The organism is Clostridium sp. AF50-3, from assembly GCF_003477445.1.
Lineage (GTDB): Bacteria > Bacillota > Clostridia > Lachnospirales > Lachnospiraceae > Otoolea > Otoolea fessa.
This window is the reverse complement of the sequence record NZ_QUDH01000005.1, coordinates 224261-249507: the sequence shown is the minus strand read 5'-3', so window position 1 is coordinate 249507 and position 25247 is coordinate 224261. Positions and strand designations below refer to the sequence as shown.

The 25247-nt window shown below is 47.9% G+C and carries 17 protein-coding genes, 2 pseudogenes and 1 riboswitch; of the genes and pseudogenes, 1 reads left to right on the top strand and 18 read right to left on the bottom strand.

The window, feature by feature from the left end; genetic code table 11:
• Nucleotides 1–57 precede the first annotated feature (57 nt).
• The 16 genes and pseudogenes from DW085_RS08150 to DW085_RS08070 form a co-directional block, all read right to left on the bottom strand.
• Nucleotides 58–2607, bottom strand: coding sequence for a DEAD/DEAH box helicase family protein (locus DW085_RS08150; protein ID WP_347475018.1), 2550 nt, complete (start codon nucleotides 2605–2607; stop codon nucleotides 58–60).
• A gap of 252 nt (nucleotides 2608–2859) precedes the next feature.
• Nucleotides 2860–3234 (bottom strand): MmcQ/YjbR family DNA-binding protein, encoded by a 375-nt coding sequence (locus tag DW085_RS08145; protein ID WP_107001522.1) that lies wholly within the window; start codon nucleotides 3232–3234, stop codon nucleotides 2860–2862.
• Nucleotides 3235–3358: 124 nt separating this feature from the next.
• Nucleotides 3359–4549, bottom strand: a complete 1191-nt coding sequence (locus tag DW085_RS08140) for a PD-(D/E)XK nuclease family protein (protein WP_347475019.1) — start codon at nucleotides 4547–4549, stop codon at nucleotides 3359–3361.
• Between the two features lie 479 nt (nucleotides 4550–5028).
• Nucleotides 5029–6309: an adenylosuccinate synthase gene (locus DW085_RS08130; protein ID WP_107001526.1), complete on the bottom strand. Its 1281-nt coding sequence runs from the start codon at nucleotides 6307–6309 to the stop codon at nucleotides 5029–5031.
• A 210-nt stretch (nucleotides 6310–6519) separates the two neighbouring features.
• The gene (locus tag DW085_RS08125; protein WP_118492172.1) at nucleotides 6520–7437 is read right to left on the bottom strand and encodes a LysR family transcriptional regulator; all 918 of its coding nucleotides are present in this window, start codon (nucleotides 7435–7437) and stop codon (nucleotides 6520–6522) included.
• The gene (purB, locus tag DW085_RS08120) at nucleotides 7430–8860 is read right to left on the bottom strand and encodes an adenylosuccinate lyase (RefSeq protein ID WP_107001528.1); all 1431 of its coding nucleotides are present in this window, start codon (nucleotides 8858–8860) and stop codon (nucleotides 7430–7432) included. Before purB ends, DW085_RS08125 begins: the two co-directional genes overlap by 8 nt.
• Nucleotides 8861–9138: 278 nt before the next feature.
• Nucleotides 9139–9573 (bottom strand): hypothetical protein, encoded by a 435-nt coding sequence (locus DW085_RS08115; protein ID WP_118472488.1) that lies wholly within the window; start codon nucleotides 9571–9573, stop codon nucleotides 9139–9141.
• A gap of 120 nt (nucleotides 9574–9693) precedes the next feature.
• Nucleotides 9694–10053 carry a hypothetical protein gene (locus DW085_RS08110; protein ID WP_118472487.1) on the bottom strand — a complete coding sequence of 120 codons (360 nt, stop codon included), beginning with the start codon at nucleotides 10051–10053 and terminating at the stop codon, nucleotides 9694–9696.
• Nucleotides 10050–12512, bottom strand: a complete 2463-nt coding sequence (locus DW085_RS08105; protein ID WP_118472486.1) for a phospholipid carrier-dependent glycosyltransferase — start codon at nucleotides 12510–12512, stop codon at nucleotides 10050–10052. Before DW085_RS08105 ends, DW085_RS08110 begins: the two co-directional genes overlap by 4 nt.
• Before the next feature lie 266 nt (nucleotides 12513–12778).
• Nucleotides 12779–13489 carry a hypothetical protein gene (locus DW085_RS08100; protein ID WP_182430837.1) on the bottom strand — a complete coding sequence of 237 codons (711 nt, stop codon included), beginning with the start codon at nucleotides 13487–13489 and terminating at the stop codon, nucleotides 12779–12781.
• Nucleotides 13490–13825: 336 nt separating this feature from the next.
• On the bottom strand, nucleotides 13826–14581 hold the full coding sequence (gene dapB, locus DW085_RS08095; protein WP_118492168.1) for a 4-hydroxy-tetrahydrodipicolinate reductase: 756 nt from the start codon (nucleotides 14579–14581) through the stop codon (nucleotides 13826–13828).
• Nucleotides 14582–14836: 255 nt separating this feature from the next.
• Nucleotides 14837–15729 (bottom strand): annotated as a pseudogene (dapA, locus tag DW085_RS08090) (4-hydroxy-tetrahydrodipicolinate synthase).
• A gap of 152 nt (nucleotides 15730–15881) precedes the next feature.
• A riboswitch (Lysine riboswitch) is annotated at nucleotides 15882–16054 on the bottom strand.
• A gap of 167 nt (nucleotides 16055–16221) precedes the next feature.
• Complete coding sequence (locus DW085_RS08085; RefSeq protein WP_117795172.1) at nucleotides 16222–16743, bottom strand: cob(I)yrinic acid a,c-diamide adenosyltransferase; 522 nt, start codon at nucleotides 16741–16743, stop codon at nucleotides 16222–16224.
• A 245-nt stretch (nucleotides 16744–16988) separates the two neighbouring features.
• Nucleotides 16989–17618, bottom strand: coding sequence for a single-stranded DNA-binding protein (locus DW085_RS08080; RefSeq protein WP_022359532.1), 630 nt, complete (start codon nucleotides 17616–17618; stop codon nucleotides 16989–16991).
• A gap of 267 nt (nucleotides 17619–17885) precedes the next feature.
• Nucleotides 17886–19724, bottom strand: a complete 1839-nt coding sequence (gene typA, locus DW085_RS08075; RefSeq protein ID WP_117795171.1) for a translational GTPase TypA — start codon at nucleotides 19722–19724, stop codon at nucleotides 17886–17888.
• A 165-nt stretch (nucleotides 19725–19889) separates the two neighbouring features.
• On the bottom strand, nucleotides 19890–20540 hold the full coding sequence (locus DW085_RS08070; RefSeq protein ID WP_022359530.1) for a YigZ family protein: 651 nt from the start codon (nucleotides 20538–20540) through the stop codon (nucleotides 19890–19892).
• 235 nt (nucleotides 20541–20775) lie between these two features.
• Between DW085_RS08070 and DW085_RS08065 the strand changes: the two genes are divergently transcribed.
• On the top strand, nucleotides 20776–23487 hold the full coding sequence (locus tag DW085_RS08065; protein WP_118492166.1) for a transglycosylase domain-containing protein: 2712 nt from the start codon (nucleotides 20776–20778) through the stop codon (nucleotides 23485–23487).
• Nucleotides 23488–23618: 131 nt separating this feature from the next.
• Here the strand turns inward: DW085_RS08065 and DW085_RS08060 are convergent, their stop codons facing one another.
• Nucleotides 23619–23975 (bottom strand): SpoVA/SpoVAEb family sporulation membrane protein, encoded by a 357-nt coding sequence (locus DW085_RS08060; RefSeq protein WP_022359528.1) that lies wholly within the window; start codon nucleotides 23973–23975, stop codon nucleotides 23619–23621.
• Nucleotides 23976–24012: 37 nt separating this feature from the next.
• Nucleotides 24013–25118 (bottom strand): annotated as a pseudogene (locus tag DW085_RS08055) (stage V sporulation protein AD).
• Nucleotides 25119–25247 lie beyond the last annotated feature (129 nt).

Below are 25247 nucleotides of genomic sequence, written 5' to 3'. Positions count from 1 at the left end.
GACCAGCACTGCTTGTGGTGGTCTTATTTTAGTGCCTAATTTTAACCATGTAAAATTTTATATTTTTTTCCCCATTAAGTCTTGACTTTTTATTTGCAGGCTAAAGTAACGGGAATGCGGTGTGCCGTTTTTCAATGACTGATCGTTAATAAACTCTGAAAATGCCTGCATCGCCGCCTCATGATCCAGTTTGGCAATTTTGTGTACCATCAGACCAAATGGTGTATCTCCAAACTCCCTCTGGTAGTCTTCCTTACCGCCAAGTTCCGTCGTGAGAATCCGCTCTAACTCCTGATAATCTCCCTGTGTCAGCTTAATATTGTGCGTTAATTTATGAATCGCCAGTGTGTTTCCATGTTCCCCGATATATCGATTAACCTTTTCCCGATAATCCTCAAAATCATATGCCGCATCTAACTGGACACCCTCCTGCTGATCGATAATGGAATCTGTCAAATGAGTCGTGATCGTCCTGCCCCCCTGATCTTGATCCAAAAACCTCATCAGTTCCCGCAATTTCTGCCGGACGCGTTCAAATTGAAGAACATCATTTACCTTCCAAAATTCATCCGTCTGAATTTCTTGTATAAAATCAAGTTTTTCTTTTACCTGAGGAATACTGATCTTGCGCGACAGCAAACCAGCAATCTCACAAAGCACCTTTTTCGCTCTCTTAAAAGACGGCATCTGTTCCATAGAAGCCAGCATCAGACCATACATAAAATTGTCAAACCGTTTAGCCAGCTCATCTTCATCATTCAAATGCACCAGCGGCGCAATATGCTGTAAAAGTTCTCCCTTATCCCCTTCACTGATCACGTCAAAATCCGTCTCTTGTTTAAATTTCTCCACATATTGTAATTTAAGCTTTACAGAAATCAGCTTCGGATCCAACTCCACAAGCTGATTATGGCATCCCGATATCAGTTCCTTCCGCCACTCTTCATAAGTACCTTCCGCATAGCAAGCTTCCTGCGGCAGAGAAATGAGCCGGATTTGTTTTCCAAAAATATTTTCACTTAAGGATTTCGTCTCCTTCGACACAAAACCTTCTATATGTTCACGAAAATATTCAAAATTCCCACAATAATCAAAAATCAGGAAACGTCTTTTATCTGTATACTCCCCGTCTATCGGATCCATGCAGGTAAGTCCCTTGCACAAACGAGTGCCGCGTCCAATCATCTGCCAGAATTTTGCCTTAGAACGTACCTTCTTAAAAAATACAAGATTTACACATTGCGGCACATCAATCCCCGTATCCATCATATCCACCGATACCGCAATAAAAGGAGGCTTATTTTCAACCTTGAAGTCATCAATTACAGTCTGGGCGTATGCATCATCACAAATTACCCTCTGTGCAAATATCCCCTTCTTTTCCGGATAAATATTGGGATATAGCTTGTTGAAGCGTTCCAGAATAAACTCCGCATGCTTTTTATTCTGTGCAAAGATGATTGTCTTTCCAATCCGATCGCCGCCAGCCACATGAATACCACGTTCCATCAGATCCTGAAGCACCATATCTACCGTCACTTCATTAAAGATAAACTTATTCATCGCCGCAGAAGGAATAAATTCTGGCATCTGACCATCTTCCACAAAATCGTCCTCATACCGTTCCTTATCCTTATCGAATAAATCATCATACGTAATTCCTTCATCCAGAAACTTCGTCTTTACCTCATAATTATAATATGGAACCAGCACATGATCCTGATAAACAGCCGTCTCATAATCGTATGCATACGTCGGCACACCATGTTCCATTTCAAAGAAATCATACGTATTCCGATCCACATCCGTTTTCGGCGTAGCCGTCAGACCAACCATGATTGCATCAAAATACTCGAAAATCGCCCGGTATTTCTTAAAAATACTGCGGTGGCTTTCGTCAATAATAATCAAATCAAAATGTGCCGGTGTAAACAAGCGGATGCCATCCTTATTTTTCGTATCATCAATCGCATTTAACATCGTCGGATAGGTTGAAAATACGATACGTGCATTCCGATCATCTTTATTGGTACACAGATTGCAAAGTGACATATCCGGCAGATAATTCTTAACATCATCCTTTGCCTGTTTTACCAAGGCAGTCCGATCCGCCAAAAAAAGCACATTCGTCACATATTTTCCACGACTCAAAACATCCGTCAAGCTGGAAGCCGTTCTTGTTTTACCAGTTCCGGTTGCCATCACAAGCAAATGTTTCCGATAACCGCGCTGTATCTGTTCGCACACCGCCCGGATCGCTTCTTTTTGATAATAACGATCCGTGATTTTATCATCAATCGGAATCTGCATTAAATCCTTATGTTCCGAACGTCGGTTCATCATCTTCTGCAAATCATCTTTACTGAAAATGCCACTGACCGGACGCTGTGGAGAAGTCTTGTCATCCCAGAAATACGTTTCAAATCCATTCGTCGTAAACATCATCGGTCTGCGGCCAAACTTCCGCTCTAAACAATCCGCATACAGCATAACCTGTTTCCGACCAACATTCGGATTCTTGCTGGTGCGCTTCGCTTCCACCACCGCCAGAGGGCTGCCATCCTTTCCAAACAGGACATAATCACAATAAACGGCAGCTTCCCCCATGTATTATAATCAACCGAGAAACGGAAACTCGGCTCATGAATCAGGGACTGCAAATTGTCCTTGTACGGCATTTGCATCGTATTATCCGCAGAATAGATCCATTTTACCGCCAATTCCAATGCCTTTCTGCATCCTACCGCGCACATTGCAGGGGCGGATGCATATACCCGTTCCGCTTCCATCACCGCTGGCGCAAATAATGCATATTCTTTTGTATTCTTTAAAAATTCAAAGTTTGACATAAGATCCCCCCTATTTGGAAGTATTCTTCTTTTTCTTTGGCGCTGTCAGCTCATAGCTTAACGCAAGTAAATTTTTAATCGGCTCATCCAGCCCCGCATCCCCCAGCAAAACACTGATCCACTTCTCCTTGTTCATATGGTATGCCGGAAAATATCCTTTCTGCCCCCGCAAAGAACCTATCAGCATCGGATCACTCTTTAGATTTATAACATCTATGATATTATCATCCTCCAGCCCCAGCTTACTCCCTGCAACACTCAAAATCACGCCATACCATTTATCATTATCCGCCCGACGCAGCACTGCGTTCGAATCCTTCCACGGATATTCCGCTTCCGTGCCATATTCTTGTTTTACCCATTGAAATAATTCTTCTCTTGTCATTTTGGTGAAACGCCTCGCTTTCGGTTTCAAGGTAAAATATATTTGTTATTTGCAATGTTTGTATTTGTGTAAATATGTTTTTATAGTGCAGTATGATGTTCTGTTTCAGCGACAATTTATCCTTTTACAAAAGCCACCCCAAAAGCTCTCTCTCGAACACCGCCAACGCCCGCTTCACATACTCCCTCCGCGCCGTTTCATCCACAAGTGAAACCGCACACGGATTCATCTGCTTAAAATCCGGCACTTCTGCCTCTTCGCAGTGGCGTTTTCCGTTCGGATAACACCAGGCAAACCACCAGTCCTCCGGCAGAATTATTTCCTTTTTGAGATATCTGGATGCCTCCTGCTTAAGCCCGTCGGTTATATCATCTACCTGATAGCCTTTCGAAAAGCCATCCTTGGAGCTGGCTTCTTTATCAAACAGGCAGAATCCCGCAAACAAATTGTGCTCTACTTCAATTCGAAACCAGAGTTCCAGACCCGCTTTTTGAAATTTTGCCTTTTTTACCACATAATTCAATCCAGGATAGGTGCTGTAACAATCATAAAATTTATCATGCTGTAAATCCTGATAGGAATAATATCCACTATCCTTTTCTAATTTCAAACCATATTTTTCTAAAATTGGCTGCATCTGCTGCTGAAATTCTTCAAACACCTGGCGAATCAGCCACACCTTTGCCTTTTTCATCGATTTTTCAATCTCGATTCCGGCAAGAAATTTTTCCGGCGATTCGTACAATGCCTCAATCACTTTATCTGCCACTTTCTTCTCTCTTTCATCCGCTATGCTATGTACCGCATCCAAATATTGCTCCATCACTGCCCGAAATGGCTCTTTTAAATTTTGCAATTCACCTTCCAGCCACCGATAGATATCTTCTGCCCATAAAATACACTGGATTTGCCCTAATGGTAATAAATTTCCTCCGCCTTTCTTCTTCCGGCTGTACTCAGATGGCGGCGTTCCAAAACGGGTTAGATATATCAATCGGGAATTTTGTGCCATCTCAAAGTAATCCGAACACTGTCCTTCCTGTTCCCCCGCATAGATTTTTACCTCGATCGGAATCTGATACTCCGCATTCCGTATGAAAATATCAATTCTTCTCTCTTTATCAATCGGGTACTCTTTGACTACCTCCGTATGCAATAGCAATGTATCGCTTACCGGATCCATTTTCAACACATCTCGGATAAACGATTTCAGAAACCGGATTCCGCAGCCATGCATTCCCTCCGGGTTCAGCAGATCGGTCAAAAAACGGCACATGATCACTTCACGGCTCTGTATCTCTAATACATCAAAAATGTTGTAGGCTGATAATTTCTTATGAATGGTATGTTTTTACAGTTTGTATGAATTTGCGATAGTAAATCTCTATATGCTTCCATTTTTCATTCTCTGGCGATTCCCGTTTGTCTCATTTTTCATTTACAAAACAATTCCTTTTTATCTATCATACCATAAAAAACACGGTTCTCACAGACTCTATCCAAGGCATCCCTCCAACTTTCTTCACACCAAATCATACCTTATCCTGAATTATTCCCTCTTCAAAAAATCAATGACAATTACGAAAAAATCGTCCTTTCCTTGAATCCCAGAATGGACTCTTCCTATGATGGCATAAAATCTTAGAATTTAATTGACTGGCTGATTTCAGAATAAACTTGAAAAAGAATGTGCCTTTTGTGTAATGGAGAATTTCAAGGAATTTCCTATTACACAAAAATAGCGGCGGTCTGCACTCATCATGCAGGACCGCCGCTGAAATTGATTCTATAAAGTTACTTTCTCATAATGATCTCATCACGTCCCGGACCATTGGATACCATGGTTACCGGTACGCCAAGCTCTGCCTCGATCGTCTCGATGTAGTTGCGGCACTCTGCCGGGAGATCTTCGTATTTCTTGATTCCGCGGATATCACATTTCCAGCCCGGAAGTGTCTTCAGAACCGGTTTTGCTTTCTCCAGCTTGTAGGTTACCGGGAAGTCTTTGACAACTTCGCCGTCGATCTCGTAGCCAACGCAGATCGGGATCTCGTCCAGATATCCCAAAACATCCAGAACGGTCAGAGCCACTTCGGTCGCACCCTGGATGCGGCAGCCGTAACGGCTTGCTACTGCGTCGAACCAGCCCACACGTCTCGGACGTCCGGTGGTTGCGCCGAACTCGCCCTTATCACCACCGCGGCGGCGGAGTTCGTCTGCCTCATCACCAAAGATCTCGCTGACAAATGCGCCTGCGCCGACTGCACTGGAGTATGCCTTTACAACGGTTGTGATCTCTTTGATCTCATACGGCGGGATACCTGCGCCGATAGCGCCGTAAGCTGCCAGAGTCGAAGAAGAAGTAACCATCGGGTAAATACCGTGATCCGGGTCTTTCAGGGAACCTAACTGACCCTCAAGAAGGATGTTTTTGCCCTCTTTGATCGCGTCATGAAGATATGCAGATACATCACATACATACGGCTCTACCATCTTCTTGTATTCCATCAGCTCTGCCAGAACCTCATCCGGGTTCAGCAGCGGTTTGTGGTACAGATGCTCTAACAGGACATTCTTTGTCTCGCAGACACGCTGTACTTTATCTTTCAGAGCTGCCTCGTCCTCGAACAGTTCGCTGACCTGAAAACCGATCTTCGCGTATTTGTCAGAGTAGAACGGCGCGATGCCGGACTTGGTAGAACCGAAGGACTTGCCGCCCAGACGCTCTTCCTCATACGTATCAAACAGAACATGGTACGGCATCAGGATCTGTGCGCGATCCGATACCAGAATATGCGGCATCGGAACCCCCTGAGATACCAGGCTTTCCAGCTCTTTTACCAGAAACGGGATGTTTAATGCCACACCATTGCCGATGATGCTGGTTGTGTGTCCGTAAAATACACCGGACGGCAGAAGGTGAAGTGCGAAACGGCCATAATTGTTGATAATCGTATGACCTGCGTTGCTTCCTCCCTGAAAACGGATAATGATGTCGGATTCCTTAGCAAGCATATCGGTAATCTTACCCTTGCCTTCGTCTCCCCAGTTAGCTCCTACTATTGCTCGTACCATGAATTTTCCTCCCTCAGAAGAATATAAATACTTTTCGGCATGATCGAAAAACGATCATGCCTTCTTACTGTATAATCATACACAACTTTTCTATATAAGTAAAATCAATATTATTTATAAGCTACATAATTAACACTTATACTATTGATGCTCACACATATGCCAGGCAATGTAATTTGAAAAACCGCTACTTTGCAGCTCCTATTTTTCTCATGTGGTTACCTTCGCCAGCTGCTTAAAAAGCTTCACAGCCGCTGGGGACATCCAGGCTTTCTCAGCTGCCACCAGACAAAACTCACGGGATGGCATCTCTTCGTCAAATTCCAACGCAAAAACATCCCCATTTCCAAGAGCCTCCGATGCAAAATCCGACATAAGACAGCCGATTCCCAGATTCCGCTTAACAAACTGGACAATCATCTCACTGGTGGCCAGTTCAAACTCCGGCTCCAGCCGAACCCCGCGCTTTGCCAGAAACTCATCCATAAAGCGGCGCGTACTGGTATTGCGCTCCAGGAAGATGCAGGGGCAGTTCAACAGCTCTTTATATGAAAGTTTTCTACCCTTTAACTGGGCTGCGTATTTGGGTCCGGCTATAAACACATTGCGGATCTCCTGAACTGGAAAACTCTTTACCGCCTGCTTGGTCTCAAAAGGTGTGCTGACAATACCGAAATCAATGTGTCCCTGATAGAGTGCTTCAAGGGTCTCGGGCGTCGGACCGTTTGAAACCGTCACCTTGATATTCGGATACTGCTCATGAAATTGTTCCAAATATGGAAGCAGATAAAACTGGAGTGTCATATCGCTCGCGCCAATGCGGATCTCGCCCGTTTCCAGGTCCTTCATGCGCCGCAGCATCGTCTCCCCGTCCTGTATCGCATCAATTCCCCGTCTGACATACGACAGAAGCAATTCTCCCTCGCTCGTCAGCTTCACGCCGCGCGATGTCCGCAAAAAAAGGCGGCAGCCAAGCGCGGTCTCCAGTTGTCGGACCGCCTGGCTGACCGCCGGCTGGGAAATGCAGAGTGCCTCTGCGGCCGCCGTGATGCCGCCGCATTCGCACACGCTGCAAAATACCCGGTAATACTCCAGATTCACACTTCCATGTAAATCCTGTTTAGACATTAATCTCTGCTTTCACGCCCAGATCTTCTTTATTTGCATCCAGAATCGGCTGGATTACCTCTGCCAAGAACTCATCTACCTGCTCTTTTGCACGGCCGGTGTAGCGCTCCGGTTTCATCGCTGCTTTCAGGTCATCTAAGGACAGATTAAACGCCGGATCCGCTGCAATCAGCTCGAGAAGGTTGTTATCCAGACCTTTCTCTTTCACATTCTTTCCAGCTTCCATCGACAGAGTACGGATCTTCTCATGCAGTTCCTGACGGTCACCGCCTGCCTTTACTGCATCCATCATGATATTCTCGGTTGCCATGAACGGAAGCTCTGCCATCATGTGTTTCTCGATAACCTTCGGATATACAACCAGACCGTCAACGACATTCAGGTACAGATCCAGAATACCATCAATTGCAAGGAAGCCTTCCGGAACACTCAGACGCTTGTTCGCAGAATCATCCAATGTACGCTCAAACCACTGGGTAGATGCAACCAGCATCGGGTTCATCACGTCTGCCATCACGTAGTTAGCCAGGGAAGCCATACGCTCGCTTCTCATAGGATTTCTCTTATATGCCATAGCGGAGGAACCGATCTGATTCTTCTCGAAAGGCTCTTCTACTTCTTTCAGATGCTGAAGAAGACGGATATCGTTGGAGAATTTATGGGCACTCTGTGCAATACCGGCAAGAACATTTAATACACGTGTATCCTGCTTACGGGAATAGGTCTGTCCGGATACCGGATAGCAGCCATCAAAACCCATCTTCTCCGCGATCATCTGATCTACCTTGCGGCACTTTGCATGATCCCCATCAAAGAGCTCCAGGAAGCTTGCCTGTGTACCGGTTGTTCCCTTGGAGCCAAGGAGACGTAAGGATCCAAGCACATAATCCAGATCATCCAGATCCTGCTTGAGCTCCATCATCCACAGAGTTGCACGCTTGCCGACGGTGGTCGGCTGTGCCGGCTGGAAATGGGTAAATGCCAGGGTCGGCTGTGCTTTATATTTATCAGCAAATTTAGCCAGCTCATCCAGAACACTGATCAGTTTCTTACGTACCAGCTTCAGGGCTTCTGTCATAATGATGATATCGGTGTTGTCTCCTACGTAGCAGGAAGTTGCACCCAGATGGATGATTCCTTTTGCTGTCGGGCACTGTACGCCGTACGCATACACATGAGACATAACATCGTGGCGCACCAGTTTCTCACGCTCTTTAGCAACATCAAAATTGATTTCATCCTTATGTGCTTTCAATTCATCGATCTGCTCCTGCGTAATCGGAAGGCCAAGCTCCTTCTCCGTCTCTGCCAGCGCAATCCAAAGTCTTCTCCAGGTGCGGAACTTCTTGTCCGGAGAGAAAATATACTGCATCTCCTTGCTTGCATAGCGCTCGGAAAGAGGGCTTACATATCTGTCGTACATGGCTAATTTACCTCGCTTTCTTTTTTCAGGGTATGGAAAATAGTCTCTTTCGCAGCCATTTGAAGGCGTCACCGACACTTTTTCTCAATATCCTACCTGCAAATTATAATACAGGCACTTTTCAAAATCAATCACTTTTCGCTGTTCCGGCTGCAGCTCTTTCGTTCTTGGTTACTGTTCACGCATACATTCCCAATAACGGAATTTGCCACAGTAACCGTTCCTGCTCTTCCATTCATCCTTCATGCCCGGCCAAACGTTTTTCCTGCCGCAAACAGTCACTCTCCTTCTGATTCCACCCGTTCGTGCAGGATTTCCAGCTCTCCGGTCTTCAGATGCAGACGGATTTTCGTGGAAGTTCCCGTTTTTTCTGTCGCTCCGTATGTTTCCCCGGCATTTTCCCGTTCAACTGTTCTCTTCTCCTGCCAGTCTGCAGGCGCTTCCTCCGCCCCATTCTCTGCTCTTTCCCCCTCCGGCAGTTCATACTCGATCACATCCATCTCTCGGATCGACCAGATCCGTTCCCGCATCTTCCATATACTCGCCAGGTACATGGATACAGCCAGTGCAAGTCCATACAGAAAATACCTCTGCCTCCGCTTCCTCCGCCAGCGGACGCGTTTCAGATAGCGGCGAATCTTCCGTTTTTGATATTTAAACAGCTTTCTGCTTTGCGGCATTGATTTTTGTGCATTTCTATGTTTCTCTGACATCTGCATTCCTCCCGCAGGTGCCTCTCCATTTTTACTATAACAAATAGAAAAAAATCTGTAAAGATGATGCGGCTCACAGGCAGGGCTTTTCCGAACTGAAAGTTGTGGTTTTTAGGCAGTTTATTTTTTCTCATGATACGCTTTTTCTGTATTCACACTCCAGATATGCTCCTTATCCGCACTTCCCGCCAGAAGGAGATCCACTGCACAAAATGCTGTCATCATCGAATGATCCATGTTATTGTAGCGATGCTGTCCATTCCGTCCGATACACAACAGATTTTCGATTTTATTCAACCATGCAGTCAATTCACCCATCCGGTCATAGGTGCCAAAATAAGCTGGGTATGCTTTCTTTACTTTCTCGATATGAAAATCAAGAATTTCCAGAAAACCAAATCTATAATTTATCACATAAGCCGTCAAAAGCACCCCCAGAAAGCCAGCGCTGATCGCCCAGTCTCTCTTTTTTTCTTTCATGACAACACCCAACCCTCCAGCCATTCCAGCCACTGCTCGGCAAATTCCTGTTTTACCGGATATCCAGACAGCACCGGATAGAAAAGAAGGAACGCGCCGATCACTGCTGCAAGATACAGCAGCGCTGCTTTCCTGGTTCGTTTCGGATCTCTTTCCCAGAAAAAATGCAGACAATTTCCCAGCATTAAAATCTGTATCATACTGCACGCAAAATACTGATAGATAAACACGGTTCTGTGGATAAATAACCACGGAAACAGCATAGAAGCATAGGAAATGCACAGATATCCCGCTATTTTATCCTGTCGAATCTGCCACAGGTATATAGTATAAAATAGCGCCGGAATTGCCGACCACCAGATTACCGGGTTTCCAAAAGTTGAAACCACACTGATTTTACCAGACTTAAGCGACGTGTATGCATCCAGAAGCGGTCGTTTAATCCAGGCCCACTCATACCATTCAGAGGCATATGGATGTTCAAACACCGTTTTCTCATGATAATGAAGCATAAGCTGTTGATTTTCCCACATAGTCTGGAAAACATTTCCATTTCCCATACCATTTCCATAAGAAAGATAGGATGCAACGTAAATCACTGCCGGAATCAAAATGTATGCAGCGATACAGATGACAGACAGCCCCGCCAGGTAACTTATCGCCGCCTGTCCAGACATTCCCTTTCTGGTCCGTGCCGCAGCTGTCCCATATTCCTGGAACAAAAATGTAAAAAAGAGGACTGCAATCCCCGCGCAGGCATATACCCCTGTCCACTTCGATGCCATCGCCGCTCCAGCTGCCATGCCATTTAAAATCATCAGACACACCGTTTTCCAGCTGCATCCCATTTTCAGGTCATCCAGCACCAGATACATCAGATAAAAGGTAAGCAGGATAAAAAATCCCACTATCACATCAATGGTTCCGATTCTTGACAATGTAAAGTGCATGAAATCAAAGACTATCAACAGTGCTGCAAATGAGGCAATCCATGTACTCCGGCTGATTTTCCGCATAAACGCATAGCTGACCGGCACCATCAGGATGCCAAACAGAGCGCATACACACCGCCATCCAAACGGTGTCATTCCAAATACGCGGATTCCCAGACTCATCCACCATTTTCCAAGCGGTGGGTGCGTTGTCTCATAAATTGTACGCCCTTCTACTATCTCATTTGCCGTTCTGGCATGGTAAACCTCATCAAACATACTTTGGTATTCATAGGTTGTATCCGCCGGAAACAATTCTTGCTCATCAAATGCCTCTGGATAATCATCTGCATTGGATGGAAGGATCGGATTTCCATCCGGATCCAGAAGAACGATTTCCAGAACCTCTGCACTCTCATCCATCGACACGATCCCTAGTTCGTAAGTGCGGTAATGAATTTCCACTGGATTCCAGCAGTATACAGATAACAATTCTGTCTCTTCCCCGATGGCATCCCAACCATCTCCCTCGGCATTCGGAACCGAGCATACAAAATGTCTCTTCTCCTTTCCACCCAGATAAACCTGCGCTTCTGAGATAGTCACACTTCCATCAAACCGAAGCACCATCTCATTTCCGTGGCTATCATTTTTTTCAAATTCATACGCAGTCTGCGGTGCCTTCATGCTTCCAAGATTCACAAATGCCATCACAGCAAAGAGAACTGTCAATCCTGCTGCCATACACCAGTCACGGCCGGCCCAGGGCGCGCCGGTCTTTTCCGACTCTGTGTTCTTTTCACAGGATTTTATTCCCAAGCTCTTCCCGGCATCTATTTTTTCACTCCCCGTCATTCGTTTTGATACGCAGCGTGCCGCTTTTGCTTCATCCAGCTCGACTTTCGATTCAGGAATTTGACATTTTTCATGTATTATTCCAACATAAGAAGCGATTCCATATACACAGGTTCCCACACCCAGTACCGCAAAAAACATCAGCATCAGCGGATAAAATTCATCTCCCGGACTGCACTGTCCGAAGCGCTCTCCGGTGATATCCCGCGCCCAGAGTATGCCAGTTCCCGCAGCCGTGAGAAGAATTTCAATTTTTTTGAATCTTTCTATTCCAAGGCGCGCTCTGAAGCGCTCTATCCACGAACTGCCCATGAAAAGAATCAATACCGCCAGCCAGATAAAAAGCATCCGCTTTTTGCCCTGTGAAAGAACAGATAATACCGGGATCGGATTCCAGATATAAAGATACAGGCATTCCCACGCTGATTCCCGGCTTCTGTTTTTCCCGGACAAAATATATAAAAGTCCGGCTGTCACCAGATCCATTGCCATGACTTCCAGGAAGCCATGAACCTCCTGATTAGAAATGGCAAAGAATACAAAGCGCGTAATCAGATACCCGGCCGCTGCTTTCCAGCAAAGCTTTCCCGCCATCCCCCGCTTTTTCTTTTCCTCATACAGCCAGATGACAGTCAGGCACGCCGTAATGGCGATACAGTAAACTGATTTCATTCTGGCACCTCCTTTAACGACTTTTTAAGTGCTCCATTTCAGTGGCACTCCCCTCAGACACGCCGTTTCTTTCTCATCGCTCTAACTTATATACTCCCGGGCTCCTCCCTGCACATACGCAGGAAAGAGCTCGAGAGTATATGAATCTGTTTCTATCATCCTATATGCAGGAGAGCAAAAACAAGGTTAAATTATAGATGATTGTAATCGCCCCAAATCTGAACTTGGCCGATTATTTTCACTTCGTACTCTTAGTTTCAGATTGATCACGGATCTGTTGGCTGCGTTGTTGGCTGCGACGGCTCCGTTGTTGGCTGCGGCGGCTCCGTTGTTGTATCCCCTTCCGTCTCTTCCGGCTGGGTCGGTTTCACGGTCGACGTCGGGTTTTCGGTCGGTTCTTTCGTCGCCGGTGCATCACTCGGTACCACACTTGGCGTTTCACTTCCACCGCCTCCAGAATGTCTGCGTTCTTTGGATGTTCTGGAATTCAGCTTCGGTGTATCGGCATTGGTCGTCTCTAAGATGGTCATCGTTCCGTCTTCTGCCACTTTTACCTCAAAGCTTCTCGCTGGTCTCGGCTTGCGGCCGCCGAACGATGTGCCATCGTTTTCAAACGTATAAGGAATTCCGTTGATACTGACAACGCCCGTTGCCATCTCTCCACTGTCCGGTGTGCCAAAATAATAGGTTTTTCCATTGATCCATACGACACCGCTGACCATTTCTCCCGACGCCGTACAGAAATACTGTTTGTCCCCGTCTTTTACCCAGCCGATCTGCGGTGCTCCCTGTTCATTCAGGTAATACCATTTTCCATCGATCTGCTGCCAGCCTGTCTGCACCTGTCCGTTTAGGATGTAGGCTCTTGCACTTCCTGTACCTATCCATTCGGCAAAAGCCGGTCCGGCATACAAGCCCATGATCAAAACGGCACTGAGTGCGCAGGCACCCACCTTCATCCATTTGCGTTTTCTCATCCTCATACCTCCTCGTATTTTTATTAATCGAAAAGCTGTCTTTCATGTATTTTTTATTTTTAATTCTGGAGTTTTTCTTCTTTTTCACGGTTTCAAGCTTTTCTTGTTGTATTCATCTTATCATTTGTTTTATTTTTCTACAATTTGCACTGCACAAGATGTCATTTTTTTACACAAGATGTAAAAAAATGATACACTAACCTTGACAAATTGATTTTCAGAAGCCTTCATCCACAAACACAAGGGCGGGAAAGGTTCCAGAAATGAAAACCCCGGCTGTGAGTGGATAAACTTACTCACAGCCGGGGTTTCATTTTCACATCTGTATAAAATCTCTTAGCCGATCACATCCGCCATATCATACCGTCCTTCCGGCTTTCCTGCCAGGAATTTGGCTGCCTGTACCGCACCCTTTGCGAAAATCGCCTTGGAATAAGCTGTATGATTAAAGGTAATCACCTCATCCTGACCAGCGAAAATGACATCGTGTTCGCCTACGATTGTGCCGCCGCGGATCGCCTGAATACCAATCTCCTTCGCATCACGTTTCTCACGTGTAGCGGAACGATCGTATTTGTAATGGTATGTATTGCCCATCGCCTCGTTGATCGAATCTGCCAGCGCAATCGCCGTACCGCTCGGAGCATCCACCTTCTGATTGTGGTGTTTCTCCAGAATCTCAATATCAAATCCAGCCGGAGCCAGAATCTGCGCTGCTTCTTTCAGAAGCTTTAAGAGCATATTGATACCAAGAGACATATTTGCAGAGCGAAGAACAGCTGTCTTCTCTGCCGTCTCTTCTACCTTTGCCAGCTGTACCTCGGAAAGTCCTGTCGTACACAGAACAACCGGCATTTTCTTCTCTGCACACCAGTCGAGAAGTTCATCGACAGCTGCTGCATTGGAAAAATCAATCACAACATCCGCTTCTACCTTACATTCGTTCAGAGACGCAAAAACCGGATAATCATTTTTCTGCTCGGTTCTCATATCAATACCCGCAACGATAGAGATCTCCTCCTCCTTCGCTGCGATTCCGGAAATAACCTGTCCCATGGCGCCGTTGCAGCCATGCATAATTGCTCGTACCATCTGTTAAAACCTCATTTCCCTATCTCATTCAAAATTCAGAGGTGCAGCGCCCTGCCGCACGCCTCCGAATCTGATTTTTGCATTCTGTTTCACTGCCCGTTTTAACGGATCTTATGTTACTGTTCACGCATACGTGCCCAATAACGGAATTTGCCGTGGCTTCGCATTTCAATACGGCAAATTCCTGCTGCCACCACGTTTTCTTACGGCACTTTCGGTTTCAAAAGTGCCTACCCGTGTACAGTAACGATCCTATCACTCTTTCAGGCTAATTCCGTAATTTACCAGTTCTCTTCTCAGACGATCGCGGTTTGCCGGTTCCATATCCACTAACGGTTTACGGAACGGACCCACTTCCTCGCCCATCATGTTCATCGCTTCCTTAACCGGAATCGGGTTTACCTCGCAGAACAGCGCCTCAATCAGTGGAATTGCATCTATCTGCATCTGTCTTGCCTTCGCTACATCGCCAGCCTTGAATGCCGCGCACATATCATGTACCTGACGCGGTGCCACGTTGGATAATACGGAGATAACGCCCTTTGCGCCCAGTGCCATCATCGGAACCGTCTGGTCGTCGTTGCCGGAGTAAATATCAACTGATCCGCCTGACAGGCTTGCAATCTGTGCGATCGCGGAGAAATTGCCGCTTGCTTCTTTGACACCGACGATGTTCTCATATTCCTTGCACAGTGCCACGATCGTCTCCGGGGTGATATTGACGCCGGTACGGCTCGGTACATTGTACAGAAGGATCGGAAGATCAACTGCCTTTGCGACCTCTGAGAAATGAACCTTTAAACCTTCTGGGTTGATTTATTGTAATACGGGGATACGAGCAGAAGTCCGTCTGCGCCTGCCTTTTTTGCTTCGGTAGACAGATATACCGCTGTCTCTGTGCAGTTGGAACCAGTTCCTGCTACAACCGGGATTCTCTTATTTACGACCTGGCATACGAAACGGATCACCTCGATGTGCTCCTCATGGCTTAATGTAGCCGCCTCGCCGGTCGTACCGCAGGCGATAATACAGTCTGTACCGCCAGCGATCTGTTCTTCTACGATCTGCTCCAGTTTCTCATAATTTACGCTTCCATCCTCATGAAATGGCGTTACCAGCGCTACGCCTGCTCCTTCAAAAATAGACATTTTGTTTCCTCCTTATTCTTTTGCACGATGGCTGAGTTTCTATTCCAGAGTCCGTTTCTGTCCCCGCTTCAAACGAATGTTTGTTTGCAGCCTGTCGGTCCTGAGCGTACAAAAAGCTGGCACAATGGCCAGCTCTATGAATTCAAATCCAAACTCCCAGTAGCTCCCCATCTGTCGATGACAGTTACAGAATTCTTCATCCTGCACCCAGGAACTGCAGATACAGGCGCCGCAGCCCTTCGGCGTATCATCCTTTCAGCTGTCTTCTCCTGCACCTGCCGCATCCGACCGCTTACTGATAATCAACGCAACCTCTACTTGTTTTTTCTATCTTAGCATTACTTTGAATACTTGTCAACCGTTCATGCACGCATGATGTTACTGTTCACGCATACGTGCCCAGTAACGGAATTTGCCGTGGCTTCGCATTCAAATACGGCAAATTCCTGCTGCCACCATGTTTTCTTACGGCACTTTCGGTTCCAAAAGTGCCTACCCGTGAACAGTAACGGCATGATCGTTTGACGGCTTCAGGCATTCCAGGCGCGTCACCTCGTCTGCATGCTCCTCTGCCCCAGCCGGGCATACTTTTCCGGTCAGAATCAGATCGACATTCTCCTCGCGCGCTGCCAGCAGTGTTTCCAGAGCATCGTCTCCGACCAGTTTCTGATCTAACACCCCAAGAAATTCATCCAGAATCAGCATATCGCATTCGCCGGTACAGAGTACTTTTTTTGCAAAATTATACCCGTTCTGAATATTGCAGAGCTCTTCCTTTTTGCCTTCTTCAGAGAGATTTTCATAATACTCATTCTGTTTTTCAAATCGGAATACTTTAAATGCCGGCTCCAGCTGTTTTAACCCATCTGCTGTCTCATGGCTCAGCACTCCCTTTAAGAATTGTATCATAATTACCTTCCGGCCGTGCATGGCTGCACTGACACCACGTCCCAGTGCCATCGCTGTTTTTCCCATCCCGGTGCCGAAGATGATATGAACTTTCCCCTTTTTCATTTCCCTCTCCTCTTTCTGTGCCTCCCGCTGCGCTGGCGCACAGACTGTCTTTCCTGATGTCTTTTTACACACAGGCCTGTGTGTTTTATTTCTATCCATCCAATGATCGTTTTACGAATTCTGTAAACTGCCTTATTCTAGCATATTTTATCTGTTTTGGCAAGCTATGGCAAAACCAGCCATTTATCATGTCCTATAGATTGCATAACCGGCTTCAAAATTTGCTGTAACATCCTAAACCTATCCTATTCTTCCACGCACTCCAGCTTGCTGACCGACACCTCGTATGCCACACGTTTCTCGCACTCTGTCTCGCTCAGCTTCTTCGTATATTCACGGCTCTGCACGCGCCCCCACACGCACACGTGGCTTCCCACGCCAAATCCGGACGCATAGCGGGCATTTCTGCCCCACGCAATACACGGTATGTAATCGGATTTTCCATACGGACGGTTGACCGCCAGCAGCATATCGGCAATCTCGCGTCCCAGCGGTGTTTTCCGGTAGATTGGCTCCTTGCAGATATAGCCTTCCAGAAAAATCTGGTTGGTTTTGGTGTAATCCGTAAATTCTTCCAGGAAATGAATCTCACGGACAAACACAGACAGCACCAGACGGTTTTTCGCGCCCTCATGACGGTTGTAGGAACGGAACTGACCGATCGCCTCCATCGTCATTCCGCGGTAGTCTTTCGATACATCCAGAAGCCGTTCTGAAATCATGAGTGGAATCACGTCCACCTGATCGCTCAGACGGCTGACTGCCAGGTCTGCGATATAAAATCCTTCCCCGAATACTTCGTGGCTGAATGTAAATTCCGATACGACCTCACCAATCACGCTAACCTTGTTGTTTTCAATCATTTTTTCCGACATAGTATCTCTCTCCTCTTCTTTTTTGCAGTTTTTCACGGCAGGTTCTTGGAGTCCTGCTTCTTACTGTATATATGTATGAGGGGAATGACCGTTTTAGAAGAAGAAGTGAGGGGGAAATTTCGACAGGGTGGGGGACATGAATCGACAGAGGGAATGGGATCGGCAGAGGGACGGAAACGGCGGGGCGCGTCGTTTCCTGGATATCTCTCGCTTGAATATACGAAAAGGAGCAGCTGGCTTGCGCGGCTGCTCCCACTTTACGATTATTTAGCTATTTTTACGGCTGATCATCGCTCTCTTTCTCAGAGTCGGATCAAGAATTTTTTTACGGATTCGTAAGCTGGTCGGGGTGATCTCGAGAAGTTCATCGGTATCGATGTAGTCGAGGCACTGCTCCAGGCTCATGATTTTCGGCGGAACAAGGCGGAGGGCTTCATCGGCGCTGGAAGAACGGGTGTTGGTCAGCTTTTTGGTTTTGCAGACGTTTAACTCGATGTCTTCCGGTTTTGCGCTCTGTCCGACAATCATGCCGGAGTAAACTTTAACGCCCGGTCCGATGAACAGGGTTCCGCGCTCCTGGGCATTGAACAGACCGTAGGTGATGGACTCGCCTGCCTCAAATGCAATCAGGGATCCCTGTTTGCGGTAACTTAATTCGCCCTTGAACGGTGCATAGCCGTCAAAGCTGGTGTTTAAGATACCATTTCCCTTTGTATCGGTCATGAACTCGCCGCGGTAGCCGATGAGACCTCTGGACGGAATCGAGAACTCCAGTCTTGTGTATCCGCCGCCGATCGGGCTCATGCCCTGCAGCTCGCCTTTACGGCTGGTCAGCTTCTGGATAACAGCACCGGTAAAGTCATCCGGTACGTCGACGTAAGCGATCTCCATCGGCTCTAATTTGCGGTTTCTCTCGTCATATTTGTAGAGTACCTCCGCCTTGCTGACTGCGAACTCAAAGCCCTCGCGGCGCATATTCTCAATCAGGACGGACAGATGCAGCTCGCCACGGCCAGATACCTTGAAGCAGTCAGCGGAGTCTGTCTCCTCTACACGCAGGCTGACATCGGTATTCAGCTCCCGCATCAGACGCTCGCGGATGTGGCGGGAAGTGATGAATTTACCTTCCTGACCTGCCAGCGGGCTGTCGTTTACCATGAAATCCATGGAAATGGTCGGCTCAGAAATCTTCTGGAACGGAATTGCCTCCGGTTTCTCTGGTGAACACAGGGTATCACCGATGTGGATATCTGCGATACCGGAAATCGCTACGATCGAACCGATCTTTGCTTCCTGTACTTCTACTTTATTCAGACCTTCAAACTCATAGAGCTTACCGATCTTAACTTTGCGGAACTTGTCCGGCTCATGATGGTTGACGATGACGCAGTCCTGATTTACTTTCAGGTAGCCGTTGTCGATCTTACCTACGCCGATACGTCCTACATACTCGTTGTAATCAATCGTGCTGATCAGAACCTGTGTCTCTGCATCCGGATCTCCCTCCGGCGCCGGGATGTAATCCAGAATGGTCTGGAACAGTGGCTTCATATCCACATTCGGATCGTCCAGGTTCTTCTTTGCATATCCAGAACGTGCAGATGCATACAAGAATGGGCAGTCAAGCTGCTCGTCGGATGCATCCAGATCCATCAGAAGTTCGAGAACCTCGTCCACAACCTCCTCCGGACGTGCTTCCGGACGGTCAATCTTATTGATACATACGATAACCGGCAGATCCAGTTCCAGTGCTTTACGCAGAACGAATTTGGTCTGCGGCATCGCGCCCTCGTATGCGTCTACCAGAAGGATAACGCCGTTTACCATCTTAAGAACACGCTCTACCTCGCCGCCGAAGTCCGCATGTCCTGGTGTATCGATAATGTTGATCTTGGTGCCGTTGTAATTAACAGCCGTATTCTTGGACAGAATCGTGATACCTCTCTCACGCTCAATATCGTTAGAGTCCATGACACGATCGACTACTTCCTGATTGGCACGAAATACACCGCTCTGGCGGAGCAGCTGGTCTACCAGCGTCGTTTTACCGTGGTCAACGTGAGCGATAATTGCAACGTTTCTGACATCTTCCCGTTTCATTTTCATATCTGCTTACTCTCTTTTCTTATGATGATTCATTACATGTACTAATTAATAATTATTTTCTGTCACAGACAGGCATCCTGCCATTTCATCTTTGGCAAAGGATCCGCCCACAAAATAATACAGCTTGTTATTTTAGCATTTTTTTATCCATTATTCAATCTTTTTTTACAATAAAATGATTTTTCCGTCATCCATGCCAAAATAAACTTCATCCAGTTTTTCGATCTGGCATCTTCCATTTGTGCCCTCTATGAGCTTCTTCTCCGCTGCTCCCGCCTGGTCAAACGGCACCAGGATCGTCAGATCCACGCCCTCGCCGTACTCGCTGTCCAGAATCGGCAACTCTGCTTCTGCCAAAATGTACTGCACCTTTCCAAGCCCGCTGTAGTCTGTCCCGACCTTCCATTTGCGAGCCAGGCATTTTTCCAGAACCACACAGTTTTTAAGGCCTTCCTGGACCGCGCCGCCGTATGCCCGCACCAGTCCGCCGGTTCCTAAAAGTGTCCCGCCAAAGTACCGGGTCACAACCGCACAGACGTTGTGAAGCTCGCGTCCCAGCAGCACATCCAGCATCGGGCGTCCCGCCGTCTGCGCCGGTTCGCCGTCGTCGCTGCAGCGCGCCACCTCGTTATTTTCTCCGATCGTAAATGCCGAACAATGATGTCTCGCATCCCAATATTTCTTCTTGACTTCCGCAATAAATGCCGTCGCCTCTTCTTCCGATTCCACCGGGCGGATCTCCGCGATAAAGCGGGACTTCTTCTCCACAATCTCGCCCTCGCCACCCTGATAGACGATTTTATAGCGCTCTTTCATCTTTTCCTCCATCTATGAACTACGATCCTTAAAACGGATGTTTTTTCACTTCTTTAACCACAATAACACTTAGTTACTGTTCACGCATACGTGCCCAGTAACAAACCTTATCTTTTATGATACCGTAAAAAAAACTTCATGACAATAGTATTTATTTATCCTATGAATTTTGATATAATTGGAAATACTGTATTTATTAATAGAACGAACCACTACGAACCCAAAGGAGGTTCTCATGAATTACGGTGTAAAAGCAACCAAGAAACGGATCCGGGCAGCCAATTCCCGGAAGAAGAAATACGCCAACCGGCTGTTTCTGACCTTCTTCAAGACTGCCTTTGTTCTTGTTCTGTTTCTCTGCGTGACAGGTGTCAGCACCTTTATCGGCATGTTTAAAGGCATTCTGGACAGTTCGCCGGACTTCAACCCGGACAGCTTCACTCCAAGCGGATATTTTTCTACTATATATAATAGCGCCGGGGAAGTGACCGACACGCTGGTCGGTTCTAACTCGAACCGAATCGAAGCATCCTACGAGGATTTTCCTCAGGATCTGATCGACGCATTCGTCTCCATCGAGGACTCGCGTTTCTGGCAACACAGCGGTATCGATCTGCGCTCCATTTCACGCGCCGTGGTCGGTGTCCTGACAAATAATTATAAAGGCGGCGCCAGCACCCTGACCCAGCAGCTCATCAAAAATACCGTCTTCAACGGCGGTATGGAGACCAGCAAAGGTTCCAAAATCGAACGAAAAATCCAGGAACAATATCTGGCGCTGCAGCTGACAAAAAACGTCGATCGGAAGGTCATTTTAACGAACTATTTAAATACGATCAACCTCGGCAGCAATACGCTGGGCGTCAAAGCAGCGGCGCTGCGCTATTTTAATAAGAACGTCTCCGATCTGACCCTTTCTGAGTGCGCGGTCATCGCCGGTATCACACAGAATCCGTCAAAGCTGAATCCGATCAGCGGCGCGGAGGCAAATGCCGCCCGGCGCAAGGTCATTTTACAGGCAATGTATGAGCAGGGCTATATCACAAAAGAAGAACAGGAGGAAGCACTGGCGGACGACGTCTACGCCCGTATCCAGAATGTCGACACGGCGCTCAAGGAAAATGAGACACCGTACTCCTATTACACGGACGAGCTGATCAGCCAGGTCACCGAAGCACTCAAAGAGCAGCTCGGCTATACTGACACGCAGGCGTCCAATCTTCTGTTCAGCGGCGGACTGCAGATTTATACCCCGCAGGATCCGCAGATTCAGGCGATCGTCGATGAGGAAGTCAACAATCCTGCCAACTACGACGCGGCTCGCTATTCGGTTGAATACCGCCTTTCCCTGACCCATCCAGACGGGGAAACGCAGCATTATTCACAGGAAACTCTGAAAACATGGATCCAGCAGGTCAAGGGACAAAGCGGTTTTGACGGGCTGTTTAATTCCGAGGAAGAGGCGCAGACGGCGATCGATGAGTACCGCACCGCCCTCACGCAGGACGGAAGCACCGTTCTCGGTGAATCAGTTACCATGATTTTAGAGCCGCAGACCTCGTTCGTCCTGATCGAACAGTCCACCGGCTATGTCAAGGCAATCAACGGCGGACGCGGACAGAAGACGGCAAACCGCACCTTAAACCGTGCGACCGACTCCCTGCGGCAGCCAGGATCGACCTTCAAGGTCATTTCCTCCTTTGCCCCGGCATTGGATGCCTGCGGCGCGACCCTATCAACCGTTTACTATGACGGACCATACTCTTCCGGTGAAAAAGAGTTCCGAAACTGGTGGGGCAGCGATTACAAGGGCTATCACACCATCCGCGACGGCATTACCTATTCCATGAACATCGTCGCCCTGCGCTGCATGGCGGACACGGTAACGCCGCAGCTCGGTGTCGAATATGCCGAACGGCTGGGAATCACTTCCCTCGTAAGCCAGGATCAGACACTCTCGACAGCACTCGGCGGTCTGACAAAGGGCGTCAGCAACCTGGAACTGACAAATGCATTTGCGGCGATCGCCAACGGCGGCACCTACACGAAGCCTATCTTCTTTACTAAGATTCTGGATCGCAATGGAAAGATACTGATCGACAATGAACCGGAGACGCGGCAGGCGCTCAAAGACTCTACCGCCTATCTTTTAACCAGCGCGATGCAGGATGTTATGCAGAGCAATACAATGTATACGCGTTCCGGTTCCGGGGTTAAATCGACCGGTACGACAGCGGCGATTCCCAATATGAGCTGCGCCGGAAAGAGCGGTACGACCACCAGCAACGTCGACGTCTGGTTTGTAGGCTTTACGCCGTACTACACTGCCGGTATCTGGGGCGGGTGCGACAATAACCAGCCATTAAAAGGCGGCACCGTTTCAAACGGCGGTACCAGTTACCACAAGCGCATCTGGCGAAATATCATGACACGTGTCCATGAGAGCTTAAGCGACCCCGGATTTACGGTTCCGGACAGCATTGAAACTGCTGAAGTATGCCGCAAATCCGGCAAGCTTCCGGTTTCCGGCGTCTGCAGCAGTGACCCGCGCGGAACGGCCGTCTACACTGAATATTTCGCGAAGGGCACGGTTCCGACCGAGACCTGCGATCACCACACCCGCGTGACAATCTGCTCCGCCTCCGGCGGCATCTCGACTGCCTTCTGCCCGACGAACCAGCAGATTTCCAAGACAGTTATGGTCGTTCCGGAAGACGGCGGAGAAACGGACGATTCCCGCTTCTCCATGCCGGGCGAGTGCAAGATTCACAATGGTTCGTCCACGATCATCCATCCTTCTGAGAGCGCCGATTTCTCAGCTCCGGGCTACAGCCCCGATTCAGATAATCTATCGGTTCCGATCCACTCTGCGGTTCCACGCCCGATGGCGGAAAGTGGACGGAATGGAAATAATATTCCGATTGTCCCGGCGAATCCGGAGCATTAACAGCAAAATAATATATCTGCAAAAAGCTGCTGTAAAAAGTGACATTCATATGCCTCTTTTACAGCAGCTTTTTATTTCCTCAACTGATTTTCTTTTGCCTTGCTTTCTTTTACTTTTCTTTCGTCTTCTCTCTAATCCTTCATCTTGGGTTTGCAAATCAGCGACGACAGATAGCCGAAGATCAACGCCCCGGAAATCCCCGCCGCACCCGCCGTGAATCCGCCGGTGAACAGCCCCAGAACCCCATCCTTGTCAATTCCATCCCGCACGCCCTTCCAAAGCGTATTCCCAAACCCCAGCAGCGGCACTGTTGCCCCGGAACCCGCCCATTTGGCATACGGTTCGTACAAGCCGATCGCACCGAGAATCGAGCCACATACCACCAAAAGTACCATGATCCGCCCCGGCATGAGTTTCGTTTTATCCATCAGAATCTGCACGGCGGCACAGAGGAGTCCGCCGGTCACAAATGCTTTGATATAGTCCATTTTTTGCTCCCTCTCTAAAGTTTCTTGCAAATACCTATCATTCACCGAACGATTCTTTTCCCTCAAGCACCACTCCATGGGCAATCCCCGGCACATTCTGCCCCTCATTAAAGCTGATCTGGGACAGCAGCGCCCCGGTCGGCACAAACAGGACGCGTTTCCACTCACCCGCCTGTATTTTCGGAAGAATATAGCCGCACAGCACCGCCGCCGAGCAACCGCAGCCGCTCCCGCCCGAATGGGTATCCTGCGTTTTCGGGTCAAACATTTCGATCCCGCAGTCCATATGGATGCTGGAAATATCCTGTCCTGCCTCGCGCATAAAATCAAGCAGGATTTCCTTCCCCACCATTCCCAGATCGCCAGTGATGATCCGATCATAGTCAGATGGTTTCCGGTTAAAATCACGGAAATTCTGCAAGATTGTGTCTACCGCCGCCACCGCCATTGCCGCCCCCATGTTCATGGAATCGCGCATCTGCATATCGACGATCTTTCCGGGGGTGGCAGCTGGGATACAAGGTTGAAATTTGGGATGCAATTTTTCCTGTCCAGCATTTTTCAGTGATTCTGACGCATTTTCTTTCGCTCTGCGCCCATCTTTCCCTTCATTTTTCTCATTTTCCTCGATCATCACACACCCGCACCCGGTCACCGTCCAGGTTGTGGACTGCGGTCTCTGATTCCCATACGCCAGCGGAAACCGGAACTGCCGTTCTGCCGAGGCAAAATGCTCGACGCCAGCGCCAGAACCCGGTCCGCATAGCCGGCCCCTGCTGCCATCGCCCCCAGAATCATCGCCTCTCCCATCGTCGAGCAGGCGCCGTAAAGCCCGAAAAACGGGATATCAAACGACTCCACCCCAAACGAGGTCGCCACAATCTGTCCCAACAGGTCTCCCGCAAACAGGCAATTCACATCCGCTGCCTGTCTGCCCGCCTTATCCAGACATTTCTGCACCGTCTGGCGCTGCAATTCACTCTCCGCCTCCTCCCACGACTTTTTCCCAAACGTCGGATCCGGCTCCACCCGGTCAAAAAAACTTGCCAGCGGTCCCTCGCCTTCCGTCTGCCCCACGATCGATGCCGCCGATGTGATGATGGGCGGATGCTCAAACTGGATGCTTGATTTACCTGCCTGCATAAAATTCCTCCTGAAACATAAAAACATTGTCAAAAATATACTGTTCAAACTTTCGCTACAATCTCAGTATTTACACAAACATACATTTTTATGTTTTCTAGTAATCTGCATTCCTCGCAGGCTTCATTC

What these genes read in the sequence shown, in the direction of transcription:
- DW085_RS08150 (WP_347475018.1), bottom strand. Translation starts at nt 2,607, where the DNA reads ATGGGGGAAGCTGCCGTTTATTGTGATTATGTCCTGTTTGGAAAGGAT.
- DW085_RS08145 (WP_107001522.1), bottom strand. Translation starts at nt 3,234, where the DNA reads ATGACAAGAGAAGAATTATTTCAATGGGTAAAACAAGAATATGGCACG.
- DW085_RS08130 (WP_107001526.1), bottom strand. Translation starts at nt 6,309, where the DNA reads ATGGTACGAGCAATAGTAGGAGCTAACTGGGGAGACGAAGGCAAGGGT.
- DW085_RS08125 (WP_118492172.1), bottom strand. Translation starts at nt 7,437, where the DNA reads ATGTCTAAACAGGATTTACATGGAAGTGTGAATCTGGAGTATTACCGG.
- purB (WP_107001528.1), bottom strand. Translation starts at nt 8,860, where the DNA reads ATGTACGACAGATATGTAAGCCCTCTTTCCGAGCGCTATGCAAGCAAG.
- DW085_RS08115 (WP_118472488.1), bottom strand. Translation starts at nt 9,573, where the DNA reads ATGTCAGAGAAACATAGAAATGCACAAAAATCAATGCCGCAAAGCAGA.
- DW085_RS08110 (WP_118472487.1), bottom strand. Translation starts at nt 10,053, where the DNA reads ATGAAAGAAAAAAAGAGAGACTGGGCGATCAGCGCTGGCTTTCTGGGG.
- DW085_RS08105 (WP_118472486.1), bottom strand. Translation starts at nt 12,512, where the DNA reads ATGAAATCAGTTTACTGTATCGCCATTACGGCGTGCCTGACTGTCATC.
- DW085_RS08100 (WP_182430837.1), bottom strand. Translation starts at nt 13,489, where the DNA reads ATGAGAAAACGCAAATGGATGAAGGTGGGTGCCTGCGCACTCAGTGCC.
- dapB (WP_118492168.1), bottom strand. Translation starts at nt 14,581, where the DNA reads ATGGTACGAGCAATTATGCATGGCTGCAACGGCGCCATGGGACAGGTT.
- DW085_RS08085 (WP_117795172.1), bottom strand. Translation starts at nt 16,743, where the DNA reads ATGAAAAAGGGGAAAGTTCATATCATCTTCGGCACCGGGATGGGAAAA.
- DW085_RS08080 (WP_022359532.1), bottom strand. Translation starts at nt 17,618, where the DNA reads ATGTCGGAAAAAATGATTGAAAACAACAAGGTTAGCGTGATTGGTGAG.
- typA (WP_117795171.1), bottom strand. Translation starts at nt 19,724, where the DNA reads ATGAAAATGAAACGGGAAGATGTCAGAAACGTTGCAATTATCGCTCAC.
- DW085_RS08070 (WP_022359530.1), bottom strand. Translation starts at nt 20,540, where the DNA reads ATGAAAGAGCGCTATAAAATCGTCTATCAGGGTGGCGAGGGCGAGATT.
- DW085_RS08065 (WP_118492166.1), top strand. Translation starts at nt 20,776, where the DNA reads ATGAATTACGGTGTAAAAGCAACCAAGAAACGGATCCGGGCAGCCAAT.
- DW085_RS08060 (WP_022359528.1), bottom strand. Translation starts at nt 23,975, where the DNA reads ATGGACTATATCAAAGCATTTGTGACCGGCGGACTCCTCTGTGCCGCC.